The organism is Shewanella sp. MMG014 (assembly GCF_018100775.1).
In the GTDB taxonomy this organism is placed as follows: domain Bacteria; phylum Pseudomonadota; class Gammaproteobacteria; order Enterobacterales; family Shewanellaceae; genus Shewanella; species Shewanella japonica.
In genome coordinates this window covers 97,397-122,001 of record NZ_JAGJDZ010000012.1, presented here as the reverse complement: position 1 = coordinate 122,001, position 24,605 = coordinate 97,397, and the positions used below count along the sequence as shown (strand labels likewise).

The window sequence follows — 24,605 nt, the reverse complement described above, 5'->3', positions numbered from 1 at the left end:
TAAGAACAACCTCTAAAACTCCAAATCCCCCCTTCTAAAGCAGATATCCAAAAATTGCATTTTCAATAAATAGAAACGCAATTATATTTATTGCAACTTACTCTGTTTTTACTAGGGAAAAGGGGTTTATTCTGCAATTTTATACTTAAACCCCAGCTGTCTAAATTAGCTTCAATTGATTAAAATCAAATCAAACCTCATTGTTCGCCAATTAAATCAATCAAGTGTTTTAAAGTTGATTTATATCAATATGCCTCAGTTCAAGCCTCTTTATATTGTGTCCATATAGTTTGATCCTTCACCACGGAATAAGGTTGATTCATGGATACACACTCAGCTCTCTATAACCGCAGCAAGACACGATTGGCACAGCTTCGTGAAATTGCACCTCGCCAAACCGTTACCCTAGAAGAAAAATTAAAGGAAAATGGCATCACTCGTCGTGAATTTATGACTTGGAGTGCGTCAGTAACGGCTTTATTAGCACTGCCCTTGCCTTTTACGACTTTAGTTTCTGAAGCTGCAGAACTGGCCGATCGTGTGCCACTTATATGGCTACATATGGCTGAGTGCACTGGTTGTTCAGAATCACTTATACGAACTGATACACCCAACTTAGACAGTTTAATATTTGATCATATCTCCCTTGAATATCATGAAACCCTTATGGCTGCATCAGGCTGGCAAGCTGAAGAAAATTTAGAACATGCACTGGAAGCTTATAAAGGTAACTATTTACTCGCAGTTGAAGGGGCTATTCCGACCGCAAATAATGGCGCCTATTTAACCGTTGGCTGTAAAGGACATACAGGGCTTCATATCGTTAAAGAAGCAGCTGAAGGTGCTGCTGCAATTATTTCAGTTGGCACTTGTGCTGCCTTTGGTGGTGTTCAAGCAGCAGCGCCAAATCCAACGGGTGCTAAAGGGGTACAAGATGTCATAAACAAACCTGTTATTAACTTAGGAGGCTGCCCACCAAGTGAAAAAAATATCGTCGGCACTCTGATGTATTTCATTATGTTTGGCAAACTTCCCGCTTTAGATATGTTTAACCGTCCTAAGTGGGCATATGGCGCACGCGTTCACGACAATTGTGAAAGACGTGGTCGCTTTGATGCCGGTGAGTTTGTTGAAACCTTTGGTGACCAAGGTGCAAAAGATGGCTACTGCTTGTATAAAGTCGGCTGTAAAGGCCCATACACCTACAACAATTGCCCAACAGAACGATTTAACCACCACACCAGTTGGCCTGTGCTAGCAGGGCACGGCTGTATTGGCTGCTCAGAACCGAACTTCTGGGATGACATGGCTGATTTTGAAAAACCACTCGGGAGGCAATTACTTCACGGAGTTGATGCAACAGCAGACACTATCGGCGCAGTTATTTTAGGCGCAACCGTTGTAGGAATCGGTGCACATGCCGTCGCTAGCCTTTTTGCCAAGCCTTTAGAGGAATAATTCATGAACAAACGTGTCGTAATCGATCCTATTACTCGTATTGAAGGTCACCTTCGTGTTGAAGTCGAAGTTGATGAAAATAATGTCATTCAAAAAGCATGGTCTTCTTCAACTTTATGGCGTGGCATAGAAGTCATTTTAAAAGGCAGAACGCCAATGGATGTTGGCCTGATTGTGCAACGGATCTGTGGTGTGTGTACCTATTCTCATTACCGTTGCGGAACCGAGGCTGTTGAAAATGCGCTTGGCGTTAAAATACCACTTAATGCAAAGTATTTACGCTCATTAATGCAAACCTCGCTCTATATGCATGATCACATTGTTCACTTCTATCATTTACACGGTTTGGATTGGGTTGATGTTGTTTCTGCATTATCAGCTGATCCCGCGCTCGCTGCACAAGAGGCATTAAAATATACAGCAAATCCCATTGCAGCTGGTGAAGGTGACTTACGTGCCGCTCAAGAGCGTGTTAAAGGCTTAGTTGATACCGGTAAACTAGGTCCGTTTGCCAATGCTTACTGGGGAAATAAAACCTATAAATTTACGCCAGAGCAAAATCTAATAGCCCTATCTCACTATCTCAAAGCATTAGAAGTACAACGAGTAGCAGCTGAAATGCTGGCGATATTCGGGGGTAAATCCCCTCACCCGCAATCATTAGTAGTTGGTGGAGTGACATCTGTTCGAGATATGTTAAGCCCTGCTCGCTTACAAGAATGGAAACAAAAACACGCAATCGTACAGGATTTTATATTACGTGCTTATAAAGCCGATATCGTCATGGCAGCGGCAGCATTTGGTTCAGAACCGAGTGTGTTAGGCGGCGTTAATGTCAAAAACTTTATGGCCACCAATGATTTTGTATTAGCTGATGGTCAATACATGTTTGACCAAGGCGTCATTATGAATGGTGATTTAGCAGGTGTAACTGATATCGATCCTGATTCAATTAAAGAAGATGTAACTCATGCTTGGTATGAAGCAGATAATGCGCAACATCCATACGAAGGCACTACAGTCCCAAACTATACCGGTTTTGTTGAACGAGACACGGTTTACGGCAAATTACCAACGGTCGATGGTGATGGTAAATACTCTTGGGTTAAATCACCACGATACAAAGATGAACCCGTTGAGGTTGGACCGCTCGCATCATTACTTGTGAGTTATGCCCGTGGTAATAAGGTCGTTGTTAATTCAGTTAATGGTTTACTTGAAGCAACTGGATTACCCATTGAAGCTTTATTTACCACATTAGGACGCACAGCAGCTCGCATGCTTCAAACCGTAATTGTTGCTGAAGAAGGATTAAAAACCTTTGATGCGATGCTAGTCAATATGCAATCAGACGAAAGCACCTTTGTTACACCAGAAATAGATTCTTCTAAGGATTATGTTGGTCACGCAATGATTGAAGCCCCTAGAGGAATGCTAAGTCATTGGATCCGCATTAAAGGCGGAAAAATTGAAAACTATCAGGCGATTGTACCAACGACTTGGAATGCGGGCCCCGTAGATGTAAACGGTAAAGTAGGCCCCTATGAAGCGTCTTTAATTGGGCTTGAACTAGAAGATCCTAGTAAACCTTTAGAAGTGATTCGTATCATCCACTCGTTTGATCCTTGCATGGCATGTGCTGTACATGTGATGGACTTTAAAGGTACCAGTTTAGGCGAGTTTCGTATCGACCCTAATGGACTCTAATGGACTATAACGAGACGACTGTCGAAGAGGATTGAATTATGACTCAGGTTGCTACGCATCACAGAGAACTCATATTTTCACCAGCAATAAGGATATTTCATTGGCTTAGAGCATTAGCCATTGTTGTGTTAGTTGTGACAGGCTTTTACATTTCTTGGCCTTTTTTAGTGGCACCAGAGTCATCTGATGTATTGGTACAAGGCTGGATCAGGTTTGCTCACATTGTTTTTGGTTTTGTATTAACTAGTGTCACGCTTATTCGTTTTTATTTGTTCTTTTTTGGAAAAAGCAGTATCGAAAGACGTTCTATAAAAGATGTACTCAGTGTTAAAAGCTGGATTGTTCAAATTAAATCCTACATTTGGATGGGACACCTTGATAAAGCGGGTGTTTACGGGCCACTGCAGTTTGTCACTTATGTTGCCATTTCACTGGTAGCGTTATTTATGTGCATTACTGGCTTGGTACTTTACGCCAACGTTTATCATGAAGGTTTAGGTGGCTTACTGTGGGATGTGTCTGCATGGTTCACTGAAATAATGGGTGGTTTAGCACAAGTCAGAATATGGCATCACATTCTGACTTGGGTATTTATCGTCTTTGTGGTCATTCATGTCTATATGGCTGTGTGGTCTGGTATTCGCTTCAAACATAACGCTGTGGACTCTATCGTGTCAGGTTATGACTACCATAAGGATCATTAAGCCTTGACCTCTACCTTACTTATAGGAATAGGTAACGTATTGTACGCCGATGAAGGTATCGGCGTACATTTCGTTAATTATATCCAAGAGAAATATCAATTTTATCATCCTAATATCACACTCGATTTATTAGATGGCGGAACCCTAGCCCAAGGGTTAATTCCAATATTATGCCGTTTCGATAATTTGATTGTCGTCGATACCGTCAACAGTCCTGGGGTTCAACCAGGCGAAGTTTACTCGTTTAACTTTGATCAAGCTCCACCAGAAATTGATTGGCAAGGTAGTGCTCATGAAGTTGAAATGCTGCAAACCTTAATCATGATGGAAATGGTGGGCGACCGCCCAAATACCCATGTTATTGGTGTAACACCAACTGTGATTGAACCAATGACATTAGGTTTAACCTCTCAAATACAGGCCGCAGTGCCAGTGATGGAACAAGCCTTACTTAAGCATCTCAGTCTTCAGGGCTTTAGCTCAAAATGTATTGCAGAGGTCGACATCAATTCATTAATCCCTGATTCTTATAAGCGTGGAGCAAACATGTATGCCTAAAATCAGGTTTAACTTTTTTTGCCATCAACCAATCGCGCTGTACGCAAAGTTGTGTAATCAGTACATCAATGATAATCGGTATTTTTTCACTACAATCCACCAGCTGCATCGGGAGCAACAATTTGATGTGTTGCACCAATATTGTATTGAAGTTGAAGCTGAAGAAAATCAGCTAACTGTAATTGCAGACGAGATAGCCGAGCGTTTTTTATATTCAGTTTGGCTTGAACGAGCCGAAGTTATTCGTATTACAGAAAGAATCGGCTCACAGGAGCAAATCCTACATTCAAAGCTCAATCAATATTTTTGTCATGCTTGCAGTAAGCCCATAGCAGACCATACAATTCCAGCTGATATCTCATTCGCTTGCCAACAATGCCATGGTGAAAATAATCTTAAACCTTATGAGATAGGCTATAGTCATCATGATATTGCTCAACTTGCGACAAAACTGATTAAGGGCGACACGGTTGAGTTAACTTCTGATCTGAAAGCAAGCGGTATAGATAAAGCCAATGGCATCAGGTTATCTTTACTTCCTTTAGCAGCCCAGCAGCTTGACAAAAAAGCGTGGCATCAACAAATTTGTCCACAGATCTTAGTGACAAACCCTGAGCGTATCAGTCGTTATTTCCATATTGCGCCACATCAAGTCCATGCTTTATCAAGCCTTGAAAAACCATCAATAACATTACTTGCTAACAAACAGCCTTCAGAGTCTGAATCGAGATTAAGTGAAACCTATTATCAAGTGTGTTTTGCAGATTCACGGCTACTATTGCAACTATCAACACACTTACAACAACAAGGCATTGATTGGCTTTATATTGATAAACAACAAGATGACCTCGCATTAAGCTGGGTAAACCTTGCCTGGGTCGCAAACAAAACTAATGTTGCAGAGGTTAACATCCCTGCTCCTATGCCAAGACATGATATTCATACTTATGGTCAATATCAGGCTACATATCTAAAAGAGATGATTACTTGTAAATCAACGCTATTACCTAGCGGTATAACAAGCAGTCCACATGTAAAAATTCCAGATATTGTTACTCCGATAGCAAAGGTATTTCCCGGGTTTGAGGCCGCGAGCTGTGCATTACATGCAGGGATACTGGCGAATTCTTTCTCAGCATCTCAGTATAAAGCAAATAGACGTCATATAAATAAACAAACAGCAACGAGTGCAGCCTGTATCTACTTATCCAATCAACACCCTAGTTGTGTGATCACTCAAGATACATCAGCAAAGCATGATTGCTTTTTAATGATGCCCTATATTGCTAAATCAGGCGCAAGCATTCTCGCTGAACTAGATAAAAACAAGCATCAAATTAGCGATAAGTTTCGACAAAAATTTAGTCAACGATGCCAAGTCATTAAATCTGTTTCTTTTAGCTCACACAATACTAGCAATAGCTTAGAGCGATTTATTGCAGTAGTGGCCTTGTTTGTATTATCTGAAGCGGACATACGGGCAATTACGCCGTGTAACTTAACGACTGATGCAGAAACTCAACCGCTAACTTGTAAGCACATCGCCCAGTTAGCCGCTAAATTTCATCAATTAGCCCAATTATACAATGGAAACAATGCCCCACGTATCGACTTCCCGTTATGTGCATATAACGGAGAAAACACTTCTGAATCACAAAAACGATCAATTAACTGGCAGCAAACGCTTTCATCAGTAATGAGTTTTATGCTTGCTGATGCCAACCCTGCAATAGTGGCCTTTGGTTTTTTTGACTCTTTAGCTGACTATTTAAGTAACTGGATGGATCATCTTGACCAGGAAATGGGTCTTGATGCTGTTGTCTTAGCCGGAAGTGATTTCAGGTACTCAGTGTTAGCAGATAGGCTGTGTTTGCGCTTAGGGAAAAATTATCCAATTGTCGTCAATCGACTACTTGATTTAGACGGTGCAAACCTCGCAGTGGGTGGTTTATTCCTCGCTAAACGTCGACGTTACTAAGGAGTCTTTTATGACCATACACCAAGGTTACCGTCAACAAGTTAGACTTAACATCAATGGAATTGTTCAAGGGGTTGGATTTAGACCCTTTGTTTACCGGTTAGCGACTGAATTGAATCTCGTCGGATCAGTATTGAATAACCAGCAAGGCGTTTGTATTCATTTACAAGGGTTAAACACCGATATTAACCGTGTTGTGCATCAATTGAAGGTGAACCCGCCTCCTCTGGCTAGAATTGATAAATTGATGATCAAAGAAGAAGCGATTGATCGTGATTTAACACAATTTGAAATAAAAACCAGTCACAGTGAAGACGTCGCAGTCGTTTCAATATCCGCAGACAAAAGCACTTGTGGAGATTGTTTACTGGAAATGCGCGATCCTAACAACAGACATTATTTGTATCCTTTTACCAACTGCACCAATTGCGGGCCACGCTATAGTATCGTTAAACAATTGCCGTATGATCGCGTTAATACCTCAATGGCAACGTTTGAAATGTGTGATGATTGCGCACATGCCTATCATGACCCATTAAATCGACGTTACCATGCTCAACCTGTGAGTTGTCCTAATTGCGGTCCGCAGATACGTTATTCTCAAATCAACTCAGATAAAACAATCACATCAAATGCCCATGCCAAATCTCACAACAGTCAACATGTATTGCAAGCAGTGGTTAACGATCTTAACCAAGGTAAAATTATCGCAATAAAAGGCTTAGGCGGATTTCATTTAATATGTGATGCAACAAACGCCAAAGCAGTGAACACTTTACGCCTTCGTAAACAACGTAAAACTAAACCTTTTGCAGTTATGGCTGTTGATATTAACCAAGCTAAACAAATAGTTTCGGGTTCATTAAAAGAGTGGCAAATCCTTAACTCAGCTGAAAAGCCTATAACATTATTAAAAAAACGTGATGATGTTGCATCTATAATATGCGACGACATTGCACCGGGTATTGATACTTTAGGGGTATTTTTACCCTACACACCATTACATTACTTACTGTTAGATTTATTTAAAAAACCTATTGTTGCAACCAGTGCCAATAAGTCTTCTATGCCAATCATCACGGACTCACAAAACATCATAAGTCAACTAGGCTATGTAATTGATGGAATACTCGACCATAACCGAGATATCGTCAATGCGTGTGATGACAGTGTCGTGCAGGTCATAAATGATGAGTTACAAGTTATAAGGCTTGCTCGGGGTTACGCACCGTTGAGTATTCCATTACCTCACTCTTTAAACCATGCCCTACTGGGTGTGGGTGCACAGCAAAAAAATACCCAATGCTACGCTTTTAATGAGAACGCGTTTGTTAGCCCTTATATTGGTGATTTATTTAATTTAGAAACTGATCAGCACTTCATTAAAACCTTATCAACATTCAACCGACTCTATCAATTTAACCCTGAACAGATTATTACTGATAAACACCCGACTTATTCTTCAAGCCAGTGGGCTGCAAAACAAGCTGATTTACATCAACTCCCCCTAGCTAAAGTTCAGCACCACTATGCACATGTATTAAGTGTTTTAGCGGCTAACAATTATCAGCATAACGTAATTGCATTTAGTTTTGACGGCACAGGTTTGGGAGATGATGAACAGCTCTGGGGCAGCGAGTGTATGGTTGCTGATACTGACGGCTTTGAACTTAAAGCACATCTTAACTCGTTTAAATTAATTGGCGGTGAACAAGCTATCAAGCAACCAGTAAGAATTTTACTGGCTTTGTTATTTGAGAGTATGACAATTGAACAAGTCATGTCATTACCCATTAATGCAATACAACAAATGGACAAAAGCACGATTACCAATTTACATACCATGTGGCGTAATGACACGGCATGTATCCATAGTCGCTCTATGGGGCGACTGTTTGATGCCGTCGCTGTAGCACTTGATTTAATTGTACAAAATGATTTTGAAGCTCAATCAGGCATGTTAATTGAAACTTATGCAAATGAAGCCATTAAATCGCTGCAATACCCTCAAAATCAAGTTAATGCTTTAGATCTGCTTACACTACAGCCCTTAGACCAGACACTGCCTGACGCTTGTCCTGTTCCCCATTTGAGTATGGAAGCAAATACAAGTAAAGATCAGGTACTAGATAAAAGTCCGGCCGTATTTAACACGGCTTTATTAATACAGCAGCTAGTTAAGGCATTACCTGAAATCTCGTCAGATAATAAGCAAGCGCACCTTTGCTTAGCATTTATCAATAGTATCGCTGACATGGTGTATGACATAGCCAATCAGTCTTCACATCTTAAAGTCGTACTCTGCGGCGGCGTTTTTCAAAATAAACTTTTGAATGAACTCGTAAGAATTAAGCTCACTACCCATGACACTCACCTTTTTAATAACCTTAAAACCTATGCCAACCGCTCAGAAATAAATGCGATGAAAAACACGCGTATTTTACCTTGTCACAAAGTACCCATTAATGATTCGGGAATTTCAGTTGGGCAAGTTTGGTATGCGTATCAGCAACTTAATAGATCACAAACTCAGCATTAACTCATGATAAGAGATAAATAGCTGATATGAATCAAAGAATTATTACCAACGCTTATTGATACTGGTTTGTACTAGATTCAGGGCGTTTTAAAGGAGTAAATATATGTGCCAAGATTGCGGATGCTCACTGACAGATCATAGTCATCTTCATAGTAACCCACAGCTGAATGACACGAAAACCTTGTCGGTTATTCATAAAATACTCGACAAAAATGATCATGAAGCTCAGCATAATCGTGAGCATTTTGAGGCTAATCAGGTTCGTGCTTTTAATTTAATGAGTAGCCCTGGTAGTGGCAAAACAACATTACTCGAACACTTACACGAATATTTAGCTAAAAAGTACGCTGTCATTGAAGGCGATTTAGAAACCTCACGCGATGCGGATCGTCTTATTGCTAAAGGCATTGAAGCATACCAAGTACAAACAGGCTCAGCTTGCCACTTAGACGCATTTATGGTTCATCAAGCATTACATCATATCGATCTTGCGCCTATTGATATCTGTTTTATTGAAAACGTTGGTAATCTGGTCTGCCCTGCTAGCTATGATGTTGGTACCCATCGAAATATCGTTTTACTGTCAGTACCCGAAGGTGACGATAAAATTGAAAAATACCCTGTCATGTTTAGACGTGCAGATCTGGTATTAATCACCAAAATGGATTTAGCAGAACACTTTGATTTTTCATTACTAGAGTGCCGTAAACAACTTCAAAAGCTCAATCCAGACGTCACCCTCATGCCAATATCTATTAAGGACCCACAATCTATCACTGCCGTAGCAAATTGGCTTAATAAGCAATTAGAGGAATAACATTATGTGCTTGTCTGTGCCTTCTCAAGTAACGCAAGTGCATGCTGACGCCACAGTAACTGTCGATACCTTAGGTGTAAAACGACGTGTTAGTTCTCATCTAATGTCTGAGCCTCTATTAATCGGTGATTTTGTGTTAATACACATCGGATTTGTAATGAATAAAATTGATGAGGAAGATGCAAAACTGAGCTTAGCGTTATACAGAGAAATCGTTGAAAAACTTGAGCAAGAGGAATAAGCATAATGGAATTATCCAACTTGTATAAAGAATTTCGCGATCCGAAAACCATTAGAGCACTTGCTAATGCTATTAAATCTTATGCTAAGACGGTTAATCAAGATATTAACATAATGGAAGTGTGTGGTGGGCATACACACACCATTATGAAATACGGTTTAAATCAACTACTACCATCAAATATCAAATTTATTCATGGGCCTGGCTGCCCTGTATGTATCATGCCAAAAGAACGCATTGACCATGCCGCCACGTTAGCAATGCAGCCTAATGTCATTTTACTCACATTAGGCGACATGATCAGAGTGCCCGGATCAAAAGGCAGTTTAGCCAAAATTCGCTCACAGGGTGCAGATATTAGGCCTTTATATGATCCAATGGATGCCTTGAATATTGCAAAACAGCACCCTGATAAACAGGTGATATTTTTTGCAATTGGCTTTGAAACCTCTACACCTATGACTGCGGTACTGATTGATCAAGCTGAAAAGCAGCAAATCAATAACTTATTATTTCATATAAACCATGTACTTGTTCCACCAGCCATTGATGCTGTTATGGCTGATAAAAGAACCCAAGTAAATGCCTTTATTGGACCCGCGCATGTGAGTGTTATAAGCGGAGCTAAAATATATCGTCCAGCTGTAGACCAATATCAAACCCCAGTCGTGGTTTCAGGCTTCGAACCTGTCGATGTTATGGAGTCAATTCTTAATATTGTTAAACAAAAGGCCCAGCAAAAATCAGAATTACAAATTCAATATAGCCGCGCAGTAACTGAAGATGGCAATGTCGCAGCACAAGCACTCATCCATCAATATCTGACAACTAAAACGTCTTTTCGTTGGCGTGGCCTAGGACCTATACCCAATTCAGCGCTTACTTTAAAACATGAATATGCTCACCGAGATGCTGAAGTCATTTTTCAATCACAATTACCCAGCGAAGAAATTGATGACCATAAAGCCTGCCAGTGCGGTGACATACTGCGGGGATTATCTAATCCGCCAGATTGTAAAGTGTTTGGTAAAGGCTGCACGCCAGACAACCCATTAGGTAGCTGTATGGTCAGCTCAGAAGGAGCGTGTAACGCTTATTATCGCTACGCAGGAGTCGCACATGCCAATACGTAAAAACGATCGGATCCAACTGAGTCACGGCGGTGGCGGTAAAGAAATGAATGTTTTGATCCATGACATGTTTTTTAAAGCTTTTGCCAATCCAATTTTGGCCGCTGAAGAAGATGCCGCACAACTGCAGCTATGTGGTACGACAGCTTTTACAACAGACTCTTTTACTGTAGACCCGTTATTTTTTGCGGGTGGAAATATTGGCAAACTCGCAATTGCCGGTACTGTTAACGACTTAGCCATGATGGGTGCCATACCAGAATACTTAAGTTGCAGCTTTATCATTGAAGAAGGCTTTGCAATAACAGATCTGCAAACAATAGTGACGAGTATGGCTGACGAGATGCAGCACTGCGGTGCACATATCGTGTGCGGTGACACTAAAGTTGTGCCTAAAGGGTGTGCTGATGGTATTTTTATCAATACCTCAGGCATTGGCCAAATTGTTAAACCTGATATTTCCGTGAAAAACTTACAACAAGACGATGTGATAATCGTTTCTCGCGATATAGGAAGACATGGCGCTGCAATTCTAATGGCAAGAGACAGTTTAACGTTGGAATCGGCACTCACAAGCGACTGTGCGACATTGTGGCCGATAGTTGAGCAACTTATTGCATCAAATGTAGACATTCATGCGATGCGTGATGCTACTCGAGGTGGCCTTTCAGCTGTGCTTAATGAATGGGCGCAAGCATCTAATGTTGGTATCAATATCAATGAAACCGCCATTCCAGTCTCTTCGGAAGTACAAGGGCTGTGTGAACTGTATGGATTTGAACCCTTTGATTTGGCCAATGAAGGCACGTTTATTATTGCCCTGCCACGCAGTGCAGCAGATAAAGCACTAGAAGTCATGGCTCAGTATTGTCATTGCGACCAAGCAGCCATTATTGGCAATGTAACAGATAAGAATCCAGGTAAAGTCGTGCTCAATACACCTTGGGGTAGTAGCCGATATTTAGATATCCCTCAGGGTGAATTACTACCAAGGATTTGCTAATGCACGAATACTCGATTGTGATGTCTCTAATGGAACAAATTACTCAGCTCGCTAAAGATAATAATGCAACTGACATCATAAGGGTCGATATAAAAGTCGGTGTTTTGAGTGGCGTTGAACCACAGTTACTTCAAACGGCTTTCGATACCTTTAAGCTGGGCACTATTTGTAATAATGCTGAATTAAATCTGCAACAACAGGCATTAGTTATCAAGTGTCGGCAATGTAATCAACAAACTGAATTAACTCAGCGAAATATCGTTTGCCCACACTGTTTAAGCTATGAGACACAAGTCATTGATGGCGAAGATATGATGCTCATGCAACTTGAAATGAATTCGATTTGAAAGAGTTAACACTGTTCAAAATTGATTGTTTAACATAACCAACTTAATGATAAAGGACACGACTATGAAAACTAAAATCGCAGCGGTACTCATGGCTATCACACCGTCACTCGCTATGGCACATGAAGGTCATGGCGGTGTTGGCCTTTTCCATCACATGTATGAAGTGGTGCCAGCGATAGTATTAGTCGCTATCGTTGCTTTTATTTTCTACAAGAAATCTAAGTAGCAATGACAACCTCAAAACAAAAAGCCCTCTACTGAGGGCTTTGAAGTCAATATTTATTAATTAATAAATAGCTATGCTCTTAAGGCAGTATCAATCATCACCTGAGCTTGACTGATTATGTCTTGCAGATGGGTTTCGCTTACAAAGCTTTCTGCATATATTTTGAAAAGTGCTTCAGTTCCTGAAGGACGTGCAGCAAACCACCCATTTTCGGTGGTCACCTTAATACCACCAATCGCAGCGTTATTACCTGGAGCGTGAGACAATATAGCGGTAATGTCTTCGCCTGCTAGGGTTTTATCGGTAAAACTATCTGATGATAATTGCTCAAACTTAGCTTTTTTCTTTAAGCTAATTGGACTGTCGATTCGGGTATAAAAGCTTTCACCGAATTTGTCGGTTAACTCAGCGTATCGCTGTGCTGGCGTTTTGCCAGTTACCGCGATGATTTCAGCAGCAAGCAAAGCTAAAATAAAGCCATCTTTATCTGTACACCAAGTACTACCATCTTTATTTAAAAAGGCTGCACCTGCACTTTCTTCACCGCCAAACGCAATCGTACTTTGAGCCAATCCATCAACAAACCATTTAAATCCGACAGGCACCTCTAGACATTGACGCTCATGGGATTGGCAGATACGGTCGATAATTGCACTCGAAACCAACGTTTTGCCGATAGCTAAGTCAGCAGACCAATCTTTTCGGTAAGTAAGTAAATAATCGATTGCTACAGCTAAATAATGATTTGGATTCATTAAGCCAAAACCGGGACAAACAATGCCATGTCTATCGTAATCAGGATCATTACCGACACAAACATCAAAGTTTTCACTGTGTGCTAATAAGCCAGCCATAGCGTAAGGAGAAGAACAATCCATACGAATTTTGCCATCTTTATCTAATGGCATGAAGCTAAATGACGGATCAACTTTGTCATTAATGACGGTAATATCTAACCCATGTGCTTGTGCAATATGGGACCAGTAATAGATACCAGATCCGCCTAATGGATCGACACCAATACGAATGTTAGCTTTTGCAATAGCTTCAAGGTCAATAACACTGCTTAAGGCATTGACATATGGAGCGATAAAATCAACGTGATCAATCCAACCTGAATCTACTGCAACACCATAATTAACCTTGTAAACACCAGAGAGTTGTTTGGCAAGATATTCATTGGCTTTAGCTTCAATTTGTTTAGTAATCTCAGCTTCAGCAGGCCCGCCATGTGGTGGATTATATTTAATCCCGCCATCTTGCGGAGGATTATGAGAAGGAGTAATAATTAAACCATCAGTTAAATCGGTACTGTTTCGATTAGCTGCAACGATAGCTTGAGAAACCACAGGAGTCGGGGTAAATCCATCATCCTTTTGAACGCAGACTTTGACTTGATTTGCTGTTAGAACTTCAAGTACTGACATGTACGCTGCATAAGATAATGCATGAGTATCAAAGCCAACAATCATTGGGCCTTTGATGCCGGCTTGTTGACGGTAATCAACGACAGCTTGGGTGATTGCCCAAATATGGTTCTGGTTAAAGCTCGCTTTTAATGCGCTACCACGATGGCCAGAAGTCCCAAAAGTCACCTTTTGCTGAACATCGTCAACATTCGGGATGATGCGATAATAATGGCTCATTAATTTAGGTAAATTGATTAAATCTGACTGTTGAGCCACAGTCCCTGCTCTTTGATGAATCGCCACCCGTAATCTCCCTATCGTAATTAAATGTTATCTGCTATCGATTTTGCCTGAGATTCATTACAACCTAATTGCAATAATACTTCCGATAAAATCGTACGCTTTTTCGCCGTATTATTGTTGGTTGTTACCCAATAACCGCTGTCACCAATTTCCTTTGGATTAGCAGATTGACTTGCTGATAATAATTCAGCTTTTGAACGTGCGAAATACAAACGACCGCGACCTTGAATTTTAAGGATTTGGTCAAATGTTGAAGGTGTTAATACTGATAGTGATTCAAGCAAGTACATAAAGCGACCTACGGCCCCTTTTTGCTGAGCTAGCATATGTTCATGAACCAAGGTACTAAAATCAACAGGTGTGTTTGGTGTCGCAATATTTGCCTCATTACCTGAAAGTGCAGCCGTGTTACTGACGGTGCTAACTTCTGCAGAGCTGGTTTCTACCTCTGATTCAACGGCTGACTGATCATTTTCTATTGAAGTAGCTTCAGATGAAACGGCAACAGATTGCGTATTTGCTGAAGCTTCTAGACTTGGGTGACTAATATCAAGCGGCTCTGCATGCTCAACAGCTTCTACAGATAACTCTAACAAACGACGTAAAATATCAGATGCACTTTCGCCAATACGTTCTGTTTTGCTAGCAATATAACGATAGAGCTCTTCATCTACCTCAATATATTTCATATTAGTCTTATTCCTTTTGGCTTAAACGAATGCCGCCAAATGCATTGCCTTGTAAAACGTCATACTCTTAATCATTATGATAGTTATAAACAAGTTAAGGGCGGCTAAAGGATCGATTTTGATCGATCTTAATCATGTTCACAGTCTACCCATGTGTGGCAAAACGATAAAGAGCTAATGTCACTTAATCTCTTAAAAATGAGTCGATTTCATCAGTTAATCTTGCTGGTGGATTGATTAATGAACATTTTAGATTTTTTTAATCTGATAACTCACTTGAAATCCAGCTAGGTTTACAGGCAAAATCACGCCTCATTAATCATCATATAGAGAAAAGTGAATGCATTACGTTTCGACAGGACAAGGACCAGCAGTGGTATTAATCCACGGCTTATTCGGTAATTTAGACAACCTAAAGAATCTAGCGAATGCATTAGAGCCTCATTATCAAGTTATTCGTGTTGACTTGCCAAACCATGGACAAAGTCAGCACTGGCAACAAATGGATTACCCTCAATTAGCACAAGAATGTGTGAACCTATTGTCTACATTAGCAATACCAGAAGCCCACTTTGTTGGTCACTCGATGGGTGGCAAAGTCGCAATGGCTTTGGCGCTTCTTCATCCAGAAAAAGTAACCAGTTTGGTGGTCGCTGATATTGCGCCTGTGAGTTACTCACCAAGGCATCAAAAAGTGTTTGCTGGATTAACAAGCTTACCTCTTGATAGCAAAACCACCCGTAAAACGGCTTTAGAACATCTTTTAGCTGCTGACATTGATGTCGGCACTGCACAGTTTTTACTTAAGAATCTACAACGCACAGATACGGGTTTTGAATGGAAAATGAATCTTGCTGGTCTCATTGAAAATTACCCGCAAATCATTGGTTGGGATATGCCTAACACCAGCTTCAATAAACCTTGTTTTTTCATTAGAGGTGGAGAATCTGAATACGTTACAGCAGAACATACAGACGCTATTATGCAACAGTTTCCAAAGGTGAGTGCTAAAACGATAAACGGTACTGGCCATTGGTTACATGCACAAAAGCCAGAGATTTTTAATCGTTTAGTTGTTGAGTTTATTGACAAGCATTCGGTATAAATCTTTACGTAAATTTTAATCAATTGAACTAAGCAGATATAGCCCACGTATCATCAATGTGATATATTCCTGCCCTCTTTTTAGCCTTAAAGCAAAACGAATGGTAAAAACATGTTGAATCAATACATGGATCAAATTGAGACCTTAGGTCTAAACTTGTTTTTTGCTTTAATCTTTTTCTTTATAGGCATGGCGATTCACGATGTGCTCAAACAAGGTAAAGTACCTAAGTTTGGTCGTTATATCGTTTGGTTAGTATTATTCCTTGGCTGTGCCGGGTTTGTAGCAAAAGGTATTATTCAGATGACCTGGGAAGGCTCAGGCGTCGGTTAAACAAAACGATGGCAAAAGAATCAACAGACAGAACAACGATTGACCTGTTTGCTTCTGAAAAACGTCGTGGACGTCCAAGAAGCAATCCCTTAAGTCGGGAACAACAGCTAAAAATCAATAAGCGTAATCAGATCCAACGTGATCGCGCTAACGGATTAAAACGAATAGAGTTAAAGGTGTCACAAGTTTTGTATGACGCCTTGAACGAACAAGCATTGGCCAGTAACATCAGCCGTAGCCAGTTAATCGAATTAATCCTGCAACAACAAATCGACAACTGAACCGTTTTTTACAATTCGCAAGACGAACTAGATATTTAAAGGATAGACAATGGCAACTGTAGGTCTTTTTTTCGGTAGTGACACGGGTAACACCGAGGCTGTAGCCAAAATGATCCAGAAAAAACTGGGTAAGCAAATGGTTGATGTTAAAGACATCGCCAAAAGCACCAAGGAGCAAATCGCTGAATTCGATTTACTATTATTCGGTATCCCGACTTGGTATTACGGTGAAGCACAATGTGATTGGGATGATTTCTTTCCAGATCTAGAGCAAGTTGATTTCACAGATAAGCTAGTTGCTATCTTTGGTTGTGGTGACCAAGAAGATTACGCAGAGTACTTCCTGGATGCAATGGGCATGGTTGGTGATATTGTGTCTGCACGTGGTGGTATCATCATTGGCCATTGGCCAACCGAAGGTTATGACTTTGAAGCTTCTAAAGGCTTAGTTGATGACAAACATTTCATCGGCTTAGGTATTGACGAAGATCGTCAACCTGAATTAACTGAAGAACGTGTTGATGCATGGGTTAAGCAAATTTACGAAGAAATGTGCTTAGCAGAATTGGAAGACTAATCTCGTCTCAATTCTCCTATTAAAAAGCGGCTTAAGCCGCTTTTTTTGAGTCCGCAACAAACTCATTAGAATAAGTCATAATTTCAACATGATAATCTAGCTAATTAAAGTGATGCCAACGCCGTGAATAAACAAGTTAATTATAATGCTCCTCACTGGGACGTCTTTTGTGCTGTTGTTGATAACTACGGTGATATCGGTGTCACTTGGCGATTAGCAAAACAGTTACATGCAGAATATGGCATTACGATTAACTTATGGGTTGATGATCTCAAAAGTTTCTCACATATTTTACCCAAGCTTGACCCGTTGGCTTCAATTCAATGTTTTTATGGTGTGAATATTTATCAATGGAACCAGCCACTAGATATTACCTTTATACCAGGGGAGTTGTTAATTGAGGCATTTGCCTGTGAACTTCCCTCACAGGTAATTGAAGTAATTGAAACTCAACATCAAACGTATAAGCAATCAAACGGTCATGCTATCGCACCGCCAAAGTGGATTAATCTTGAATACTTATCGGCAGAAGATTGGGTAAACGGCTGTCATGGCCTTCCATCTATGCAGCCTAGTGGCATCAAGAAGCATTTCTATTTCCCAGGTTTTACCCGAGAGTCAGGCGGCTTAATATGTGAATCTTCATTATTTGATGAACGGGATCAATGGCAATCAGATGTTTCTAATAAAATGGCCTTGTTTAGCCAACTAAATCTTAAAGGTATCGAGTCATCTGATACTGTAATTAGTGTATTTAGTTACGAATCCACTGCATTAACTCAGTTATGTAAGCATTGGACAAAGGGTACATTTGATCAAACTAGTGATGTTATTACTCCTATTCATGCTTTGATACCCAAAGGTAAAAGTTTATCAAGTCTGGCGTCATTTTTAGATATCCCAATCGACTCTATCAACAGCGGTCAATCATTTACTGTAGACCATTTAACTATTCACGTTTTACCCATGACAGATCAAACTCAGTTTGACCGCCTATTATGGAGCTGTGACCTCAATATTGTACGAGGGGAAGACTCGTTTTTACGTGCTCAATGGGCTGCAAAACCATTTATTTGGCACATATACCCGCAAGAAGATGATTATCATCTAGTAAAATTGCAGGCTTTTGTTAATATCTACATTCAGAAACTTGATGATGACATTGCAACTAATTGGTCTAAAACCAATTTTGCGTTCAATCAACAAGATGCTGATGTCGTTAAACATTGGCAAAAACTAATTTCAGTGCAATTGCCGTTATTGCAGCATGCAAAACAATGGGCAATTGATGCTAAAACAGGTGCAGATCTTGCGTCTCGACTGGTTCAATTCGTTAAAACCAGCTAAGATACTGCACAATTAAAATTACTACCTAAACATATAGGAATAATGCAATGAAAACTGCTCATGAACTCCGTCCTGGAAACGTGATCATGTTAGATGGCAGCCCATGGGTTGTTCAAAAAACTGAAACAACTCGCTCTGGCCGTAACGCTGCTATCGTTAAAATGAAGCTTAAAAACGTACTTTTAGACTCTACTACTGAAACCACCTTTAAAGGTGAAGATAAGATGGAAGACATCATCTTAGAGCGTTTAGACTGTACTTATTCTTACTATGCTGATCCTATGTATGTATTCATGGATGCAGAATATAACCAATACGATGTTGAAGCTGACAACCTAGGTGACGCTGCTGCATATATCGTTGATGGTATGGAAGAACAATGCTCTGTTACTTTCTACGAAGGTAAAGCGATTTCAGTTGAATTACCTGTCACTATCGTACGTGAAGTCACTTACACTGAGCCTGCTGCTCGTGGCGATACTTCTGGTAAAGTAATGAAGCCTGCAACTATCACTGGTGGCGGGACTGTTACTGTTGCTGAATTCGTTAAAATCGGCGATAAAATCGAAATCGATACTCGCACTAACGAATTCAAAAAACGCGTATAATCGCCAGCATAATTGATCATTGTTAATACAATGATAATTAAGTGGTAATTAAGTGAATCAAAGGCCAGCAATTGCTGGCTTTTTTATTGGGTACATTGAAATTATTAAGACTTTATTTCACTAGCGTCTTTACCTTCCCCACCCCTCACAAACAAGCAAAAACACTTTAAACCGCACCTTTACCAGAATAATACTTCAACAATCTCACTTAACAACCTGCTCGTTAGAATAAAACGCTAAAAATATACTCTCAAAAATTAAATAGTGCTTTTATATCCCTATTAAATTCGTTATTGTTCGCTGACTTAAGTCGTATTTAGTAAGGTTAAGCAAGTATGCGTCCCATTATCAAATCCAATAAACTCGATAGCGTTTGCTACGATATTCGAGGCCCTGTTCACAAAGAAGCGCGTCGACTAGAAGACGAAGGCCATCGTATTTTAAAGTTAAACATTGGCAACCCTGCCCCATTTGGATTTGAAGCACCTGAAGAAATTGTTCGTGATGTCATTTTGAACCTGCCTAGTGCACAAGGGTATTGTGAATCAAAAGGGTTATTCTCTGCTCGAAAGGCGATTGTTCAGCACTATCAAGCCCATGGTATTCAAGGGATCGATATTGAAGACGTTTACATTGGAAATGGCGCATCTGAATTAATTTGTATGGCGTTACAAGGATTACTCAATACCGATGATGAAGTCCTTATTCCATCGCCTGATTATCCGCTCTGGACAGCTGCTGCAAACCTTGCAGGCGGTAAAGCGGTTCATTATCGCTGTGACGAAGAATCTGATTGGTTTCCTGACTTAGATGATATTAAAAGCAAAATCACTTCTAGAACTCGTGGCATTGTGATCATTAATCCTAACAACCCGACAGGCGCTGTTTACAGCAAAGCGTTGTTATTAGAAGTCATTGAGTTATGTCGTCAACATGACATTATTTTATTCGCCGATGAAATTTATGACAAAATCTTATATGACGAAGCTGTTCATACCCATGCAGCGTCCCTGTCAGATGATATTTTAACCGTTACGTTTAATGGCTTATCTAAGGCTTATCGAGCTGCAGGTTTCCGAGTCGGTTGGATGGTACTCAGTGGCAATTTAAAATCGGCCAAAAACTATATTGAAGGTTTAGACATGTTGGCTTCAATGCGTTTATGCTCAAACGTGCCCAATCAACATGCAATTCAAACCGCATTAGGTGGATATCAGAGTATTAATGAATTAATCCTACCCAATGGTCGCTTAACGGCGCAGCGTGATGTCTGTTATGAAGTATTAAACAGTATTCCTGGTGTTAGTGTTAAAAAGCCTAAAGGAGCGCTCTACGCTTTCCCTAAGCTCGATATGAAGAAATTCAATCTACGAGATGATGAACGCCTAGTACTTGATTTGTTGAAGTCACAAAAAATCTTATTAGTGCAAGGTACCGCTTTTAATTGGCCAGAACCCGATCATGTTCGTGTTGTCTTTCTACCTCATAAAGAAGATTTGCATAAAGCATTATCAGACTTTGGTAATTTCTTGGAAGATTATTCTCAATAAATAAAGCTAACGATGCTTGTACTCAAACAAGATAAACATCAAAAGCTTGAAGATTAACTAGCCACTGCTTAAACAGTGGCTTTTTTATGCCTCTGAATAAAGGCTTATAGTAAGGGGCTAAATAGATAAAACACTTGCTCAATGACTCGGCGATACATCGGACGCTTCTGCCATTCATCATGCGATAACCTGTCAGAATTATCCATGTAAGTCTGTAACAACCCCTTTAGCTTTGTGGCAAATTTAATGTCATCTACCGCAAGCGTCAATTCGAAGTTAAGCCATAAACTGCGCATATCCATATTAACAGTGCCAATCAAACAATGTTCGTCATCAATTAACACCGATTTGGTATGCAATAAACCACCATTAAATTGATATATATTGACATTAGCAGCTAACAGCTCACTAAAGAACGAACTGCTGGCCCATTTCACCATTGTCGAGTCATTGCGCCTAGGAATAATAATGTTCACTTCAACCCCACGTAGTGAGGCAGTAACTAACGCATCTAACAACTGTTCACTTGGTACAAAATATGGCGTGGTGATTACAATTTTCTTTTGCGCTTGATACAAACTTTGCAGTAAAACTTGATGAATGACTTCTTCAGGCATACCTGGGCCAGATGGAATGGCCTGTACTAAAGATGATGTGTCAGTACATTTTGCTTTGTCTGGGAACGCTGGCAACAAACGTTCGTTCGTTTCAACTTCCCAGTCCCAAGCACTAACGGTATTGATAACAGGAACAACTGGTCCAGTAATCCGAACCATCATATCGATCCACTCACCAACACCATCTCCCTGTTTGAAGTATTTAGGGTCAACTAAATTCATCGAACCTGTATAACCAATATGGTTGTCTATAACCACTATTTTACGGTGAAGTCGCAGGTCCATCCTTCTAAAAAACATCCGTATAGGACTAACAATTAACGCTTGAACTACGTTGATATCAGATTTTTTCATCGCTTTAGGCCATTCAGACTTAAAGAATTGTCTACTGCCAGCGGCATCTAATAATAAGTTAACTTTTACACCTCGATTCGCAGCGCTAATTAACGCCTTAGCAACTTCATCCGCTAATCCACCGGGATGCCAAATATAAAACTCCATATTGATGGTCGTTTTAGCGTGATGAATATCGTTAATTATCGCGTGTAATATTTGCTCGGGCGTGTGCTGTAACTCTAATTCATTTGAAGTGAGTGAAGGAATATTAAGCTGTGAGTCGCACAACTTACTGATTGAAGCGGCATAATCACTTTGCTTATCTGGTTGGTGTGAATTATGGCTATATAGCGTACTAAACCACTTCCCATAGGGTTCATACATTGCTTTTGAGCGGCTTGAGCGAGCTTTGCCTAGATGCAATTCGCCAAAAAGCATATAGGCAAATACACCGACAAAAGGCAGAAAATAAATGATCAGTAACCAAGAAAAAGATACGCCAATACTGCGACGTTTAATGACAATACGGGTCGCTACGGCGCCTAATATCAGCCAATATAAAAAGACACCAAGGACCGCAATGATTTGAGTTAACTGATCCATTTTTAAAAATGTTATCCTTGGTGCTAGAGAATAGTAGAATGATTAATAGTAAAGTTTGATTGTACTCAATTCTTTATAAATCGTCACAAATGGCATTAATCTTCGTTAATAAATTGCATTCTAGTGACTAAACTTCGCTATTGTGAGGCTCAATTGCAGACAAGAAGTATTCAATATTGGCTGTTATTTACGTTTGTAACGATTTTAGGGATTTATATCGTTGCTATTTGCTATTTTAACGGTAATCCCGAGATCATGATGACGGAATCAAAACCCTATTTTTCTAGCCAATGCCTTTCCCAAGACACCACTTCACCACTCGATAGAAATGGACGGTTGAGTATTGCGGTCTGGAATATATACAAGCAAAAAAAGCAAGATTGGCAACCCGTACTTAAGCAGTTAACAGATCATAATGATCTCGTATTATTACAAGAAGCCAAACTTAATCATACATTTGCCACTTATCTTGAAGAGATTCAGCATCACGTTGTGATGGCTAAAGGCTTTAAGTTATTGAATGTACCTATGGGTGTCATGAACATTTCATCACAGCCAGCCAATCAGGCTTGTGCTTATCAAACCACTGAGCCTTTAATACGGTTTGCAAAATCAACGCTTGTCGCATCTTATCCATTATCAACCGGTGAAACGCTTATGGTGGTTAATCTCCATGGAGTCAATTTTGACATTCGATTAAATCGTTTCGAAGCTCAATTTAAACAAGTCATCCACAAAATCAGCTCACACCGTGGGCCTATTATTCTTGCTGGTGATTTTAATACATGGCGTGATGGCAGGCTTAACATCGTAAAGCATCTGACACAGGGAATAAGACTACAAGAAGCGCACTATAGAACTGATTTTAGAAAACGCGTATTTGGCTTGCCATTAGATCATTTATATTACCGTGGGCTTACTTTGGTTGAGGCTAATTCTGATAGAACGACAGCATCAGATCATAACCCGATCAAAACACAATTTATGCTGATGAATGAATAACGGGGACCCTTAGAGAGCCTAATTCGTATTGTATTTCAATCTGTCACAATGCTGAGCTAGAAGACTTTGAGGCTAATTAAACGTGGCTCATTACAAGTAAAGCGATAAAAATCAGTTTCTCTGTCTTGCCTACCAACAAACACGATCGCAGCCTTTTTATCAGTGCCTTTGACCAGTTGTTGTATGTGTTTTAAGCGTTCGATCAAGTGATTAATGCTTGTTTGGGTCCAACTAGCAATATTAATTTCGATATAATATGGCTTTAGATTTTGCTTTTTACCGTCCACTTCTTGCCACCAGCCAGCCGAAAGTTTTACTGTTATGGTATTTTCTGTAATGGCAGGTTTCTCCCAAGATAATGTGGAATAGAACACTTTATTTTCATCATCTTTGCTTTGAAATCGAAATTTTTGTTTACCCACAGGGTTTAAGATTTTTTGGAAAACATCTCGATATTCAGCACCAGTTATTCCTTCAAAGTTAAGCTTTCTATCTCGGTCGTAAGGAAAATTAAAATATTGATCAACTACTGTTTGAAATGAACTCGTCACATAGTTATTTTTCTGACGAACTCCCAAATCTGCTTTAGCAGCCCTTTTAGAATGAGACGTGTCAGTCCCCTTTTCATCTGACACTTCAGGACTATGTTTTACCGATTTTGCTGCAGTTAGATTAAAACAATTAGGATAAGATAATGGAAAGCCTTCTTCAGTAGTAATCCTAGACTTCTTGGCTTGTTCTCTAATTTTAGACACGGCTTTAGCAAAACAATGTGGCTTATGTTCTTTATTCTTACCGGTTTTGAAATAAGGTTTACGTAAGTTAATGGCTTTTTTATAAGAACATGGGATTAATTCAACGCCGCATTCATCGCATATAAAGGTATGGGATTTAACGTTTTCAAGTAGGTACAAATCTTCATTAGTCATGCGTTTATTTAACTCAACGCAGTGGGCATCATCCATGTCAATACTCTATAATTAGATCAATAAGTCAGAGTAAATCTATCACATCCTAAATTCAACAATATCGACAAATATCATTAAATTAATGAATAAAAACAAGGTAATGTTCTGGCAGTTACTGAATAACTGCAGTAATGTTAACCAACAAAAAGGCATATTTATAATCACG

General features: G+C 39.9%; 24 protein-coding genes. 20 read left to right on the top strand and 4 right to left on the bottom strand.

What is annotated here, in order from left to right; genetic code table 11:
- Window positions 1-321 precede the first annotated feature (321 nt).
- From hyaA to J8L86_RS17705, 12 genes are all read left to right on the top strand, one after another.
- Entirely contained in the window at window positions 322-1,458 is a 1,137-nt protein-coding gene (gene hyaA, locus J8L86_RS17760; RefSeq protein ID WP_211031185.1) for a nickel-dependent hydrogenase small subunit, read from the top strand.
- Window positions 1,459-1,461: 3 nt separating this feature from the next.
- Window positions 1,462-3,165, top strand: a complete 1,704-nt coding sequence (gene hyaB / locus J8L86_RS17755) for a nickel-dependent hydrogenase large subunit (protein WP_080915684.1) — start codon at window positions 1,462-1,464, stop codon at window positions 3,163-3,165.
- Between the two features lie 38 nt (window positions 3,166-3,203).
- On the top strand, window positions 3,204-3,869 hold the full coding sequence (gene cybH / locus J8L86_RS17750) for a Ni/Fe-hydrogenase, b-type cytochrome subunit (protein ID WP_211031184.1): 666 nt from the start codon (window positions 3,204-3,206) through the stop codon (window positions 3,867-3,869).
- A gap of 3 nt (window positions 3,870-3,872) precedes the next feature.
- Complete coding sequence (locus J8L86_RS17745) at window positions 3,873-4,427, top strand: HyaD/HybD family hydrogenase maturation endopeptidase (RefSeq protein ID WP_211031183.1); 555 nt, start codon at window positions 3,873-3,875, stop codon at window positions 4,425-4,427.
- A complete protein-coding gene (locus J8L86_RS17740; RefSeq protein ID WP_211031182.1) occupies window positions 4,420-6,405 on the top strand; it encodes a hypothetical protein in 1,986 nt (661 codons plus the stop codon). Before J8L86_RS17745 ends, J8L86_RS17740 begins: the two co-directional genes overlap by 8 nt.
- A gap of 10 nt (window positions 6,406-6,415) precedes the next feature.
- Window positions 6,416-8,944 (top strand): carbamoyltransferase HypF, encoded by a 2,529-nt coding sequence (hypF, locus tag J8L86_RS17735; RefSeq protein WP_211031181.1) that lies wholly within the window; start codon window positions 6,416-6,418, stop codon window positions 8,942-8,944.
- Between the two features lie 103 nt (window positions 8,945-9,047).
- A complete protein-coding gene (hypB, locus tag J8L86_RS17730; protein WP_211031180.1) occupies window positions 9,048-9,761 on the top strand; it encodes a hydrogenase nickel incorporation protein HypB in 714 nt (237 codons plus the stop codon).
- 4 nt (window positions 9,762-9,765) lie between these two features.
- Complete coding sequence (hypC, locus tag J8L86_RS17725) at window positions 9,766-10,002, top strand: HypC/HybG/HupF family hydrogenase formation chaperone (RefSeq protein ID WP_065108124.1); 237 nt, start codon at window positions 9,766-9,768, stop codon at window positions 10,000-10,002.
- A 2-nt stretch (window positions 10,003-10,004) separates the two neighbouring features.
- Window positions 10,005-11,135: a hydrogenase formation protein HypD gene (hypD, locus tag J8L86_RS17720; RefSeq protein ID WP_211031213.1), complete on the top strand. Its 1,131-nt coding sequence runs from the start codon at window positions 10,005-10,007 to the stop codon at window positions 11,133-11,135.
- Complete coding sequence (hypE, locus tag J8L86_RS17715; protein ID WP_065108126.1) at window positions 11,122-12,135, top strand: hydrogenase expression/formation protein HypE; 1,014 nt, start codon at window positions 11,122-11,124, stop codon at window positions 12,133-12,135. Before hypD ends, hypE begins: the two co-directional genes overlap by 14 nt.
- Complete coding sequence (gene hypA / locus J8L86_RS17710; protein WP_211031179.1) at window positions 12,135-12,482, top strand: hydrogenase maturation nickel metallochaperone HypA; 348 nt, start codon at window positions 12,135-12,137, stop codon at window positions 12,480-12,482. The genes hypE and hypA overlap by 1 nt, the downstream gene beginning before the upstream one ends.
- 64 nt (window positions 12,483-12,546) lie before the next feature.
- Window positions 12,547-12,711, top strand: a complete 165-nt coding sequence (locus tag J8L86_RS17705) for a hypothetical protein (protein ID WP_167692912.1) — start codon at window positions 12,547-12,549, stop codon at window positions 12,709-12,711.
- Window positions 12,712-12,782: 71 nt separating this feature from the next.
- Here J8L86_RS17705 and pgm read toward each other — a convergent pair whose 3' ends face one another.
- Together pgm and seqA are read right to left on the bottom strand one after the other, a co-directional pair.
- Complete coding sequence (pgm, locus tag J8L86_RS17700; RefSeq protein ID WP_211031178.1) at window positions 12,783-14,423, bottom strand: phosphoglucomutase (alpha-D-glucose-1,6-bisphosphate-dependent); 1,641 nt, start codon at window positions 14,421-14,423, stop codon at window positions 12,783-12,785.
- A 20-nt stretch (window positions 14,424-14,443) separates the two neighbouring features.
- The gene (gene seqA, locus J8L86_RS17695) at window positions 14,444-15,112 is read right to left on the bottom strand and encodes a replication initiation negative regulator SeqA (RefSeq protein WP_211031177.1); all 669 of its coding nucleotides are present in this window, start codon (window positions 15,110-15,112) and stop codon (window positions 14,444-14,446) included.
- A gap of 340 nt (window positions 15,113-15,452) precedes the next feature.
- Between seqA and J8L86_RS17690 the strand changes: the two genes are divergently transcribed.
- The 7 genes from J8L86_RS17690 to J8L86_RS17660 all read left to right on the top strand — a co-directional run bounded on the left by J8L86_RS17690 (window position 15,453) and on the right by J8L86_RS17660 (window position 20,913).
- Entirely contained in the window at window positions 15,453-16,217 is a 765-nt protein-coding gene (locus J8L86_RS17690) for an alpha/beta fold hydrolase (RefSeq protein ID WP_065108129.1), read from the top strand.
- Between the two features lie 111 nt (window positions 16,218-16,328).
- The gene (locus tag J8L86_RS17685) at window positions 16,329-16,550 is read left to right on the top strand and encodes a DUF2788 domain-containing protein (protein WP_055023986.1); all 222 of its coding nucleotides are present in this window, start codon (window positions 16,329-16,331) and stop codon (window positions 16,548-16,550) included.
- 8 nt (window positions 16,551-16,558) lie between these two features.
- Window positions 16,559-16,831, top strand: a complete 273-nt coding sequence (gene ybfE, locus J8L86_RS17680) for a LexA regulated protein (protein ID WP_055023987.1) — start codon at window positions 16,559-16,561, stop codon at window positions 16,829-16,831.
- Between the two features lie 49 nt (window positions 16,832-16,880).
- The gene (fldA, locus tag J8L86_RS17675; protein ID WP_065108130.1) at window positions 16,881-17,408 is read left to right on the top strand and encodes a flavodoxin FldA; all 528 of its coding nucleotides are present in this window, start codon (window positions 16,881-16,883) and stop codon (window positions 17,406-17,408) included.
- Between the two features lie 123 nt (window positions 17,409-17,531).
- The gene (earP, locus tag J8L86_RS17670) at window positions 17,532-18,755 is read left to right on the top strand and encodes an elongation factor P maturation arginine rhamnosyltransferase EarP (RefSeq protein WP_211031176.1); all 1,224 of its coding nucleotides are present in this window, start codon (window positions 17,532-17,534) and stop codon (window positions 18,753-18,755) included.
- A 47-nt stretch (window positions 18,756-18,802) separates the two neighbouring features.
- A complete protein-coding gene (gene efp, locus J8L86_RS17665; RefSeq protein ID WP_055023990.1) occupies window positions 18,803-19,363 on the top strand; it encodes an elongation factor P in 561 nt (186 codons plus the stop codon).
- Between the two features lie 335 nt (window positions 19,364-19,698).
- Complete coding sequence (locus tag J8L86_RS17660) at window positions 19,699-20,913, top strand: pyridoxal phosphate-dependent aminotransferase (protein WP_065108132.1); 1,215 nt, start codon at window positions 19,699-19,701, stop codon at window positions 20,911-20,913.
- 104 nt (window positions 20,914-21,017) lie between these two features.
- Here J8L86_RS17660 and cls read toward each other — a convergent pair whose 3' ends face one another.
- A complete protein-coding gene (gene cls, locus J8L86_RS17655; protein ID WP_211031175.1) occupies window positions 21,018-22,469 on the bottom strand; it encodes a cardiolipin synthase in 1,452 nt (483 codons plus the stop codon).
- 153 nt (window positions 22,470-22,622) lie between these two features.
- Here cls and J8L86_RS17650 point away from each other — a divergent pair, with 153 nt between their 5' ends.
- Window positions 22,623-23,471: an endonuclease/exonuclease/phosphatase family protein gene (locus J8L86_RS17650; protein ID WP_055024061.1), complete on the top strand. Its 849-nt coding sequence runs from the start codon at window positions 22,623-22,625 to the stop codon at window positions 23,469-23,471.
- 56 nt (window positions 23,472-23,527) lie between these two features.
- Here the strand turns inward: J8L86_RS17650 and J8L86_RS17645 are convergent, their stop codons facing one another.
- Complete coding sequence (locus J8L86_RS17645; protein WP_065108133.1) at window positions 23,528-24,436, bottom strand: hypothetical protein; 909 nt, start codon at window positions 24,434-24,436, stop codon at window positions 23,528-23,530.
- Window positions 24,437-24,605 lie beyond the last annotated feature (169 nt).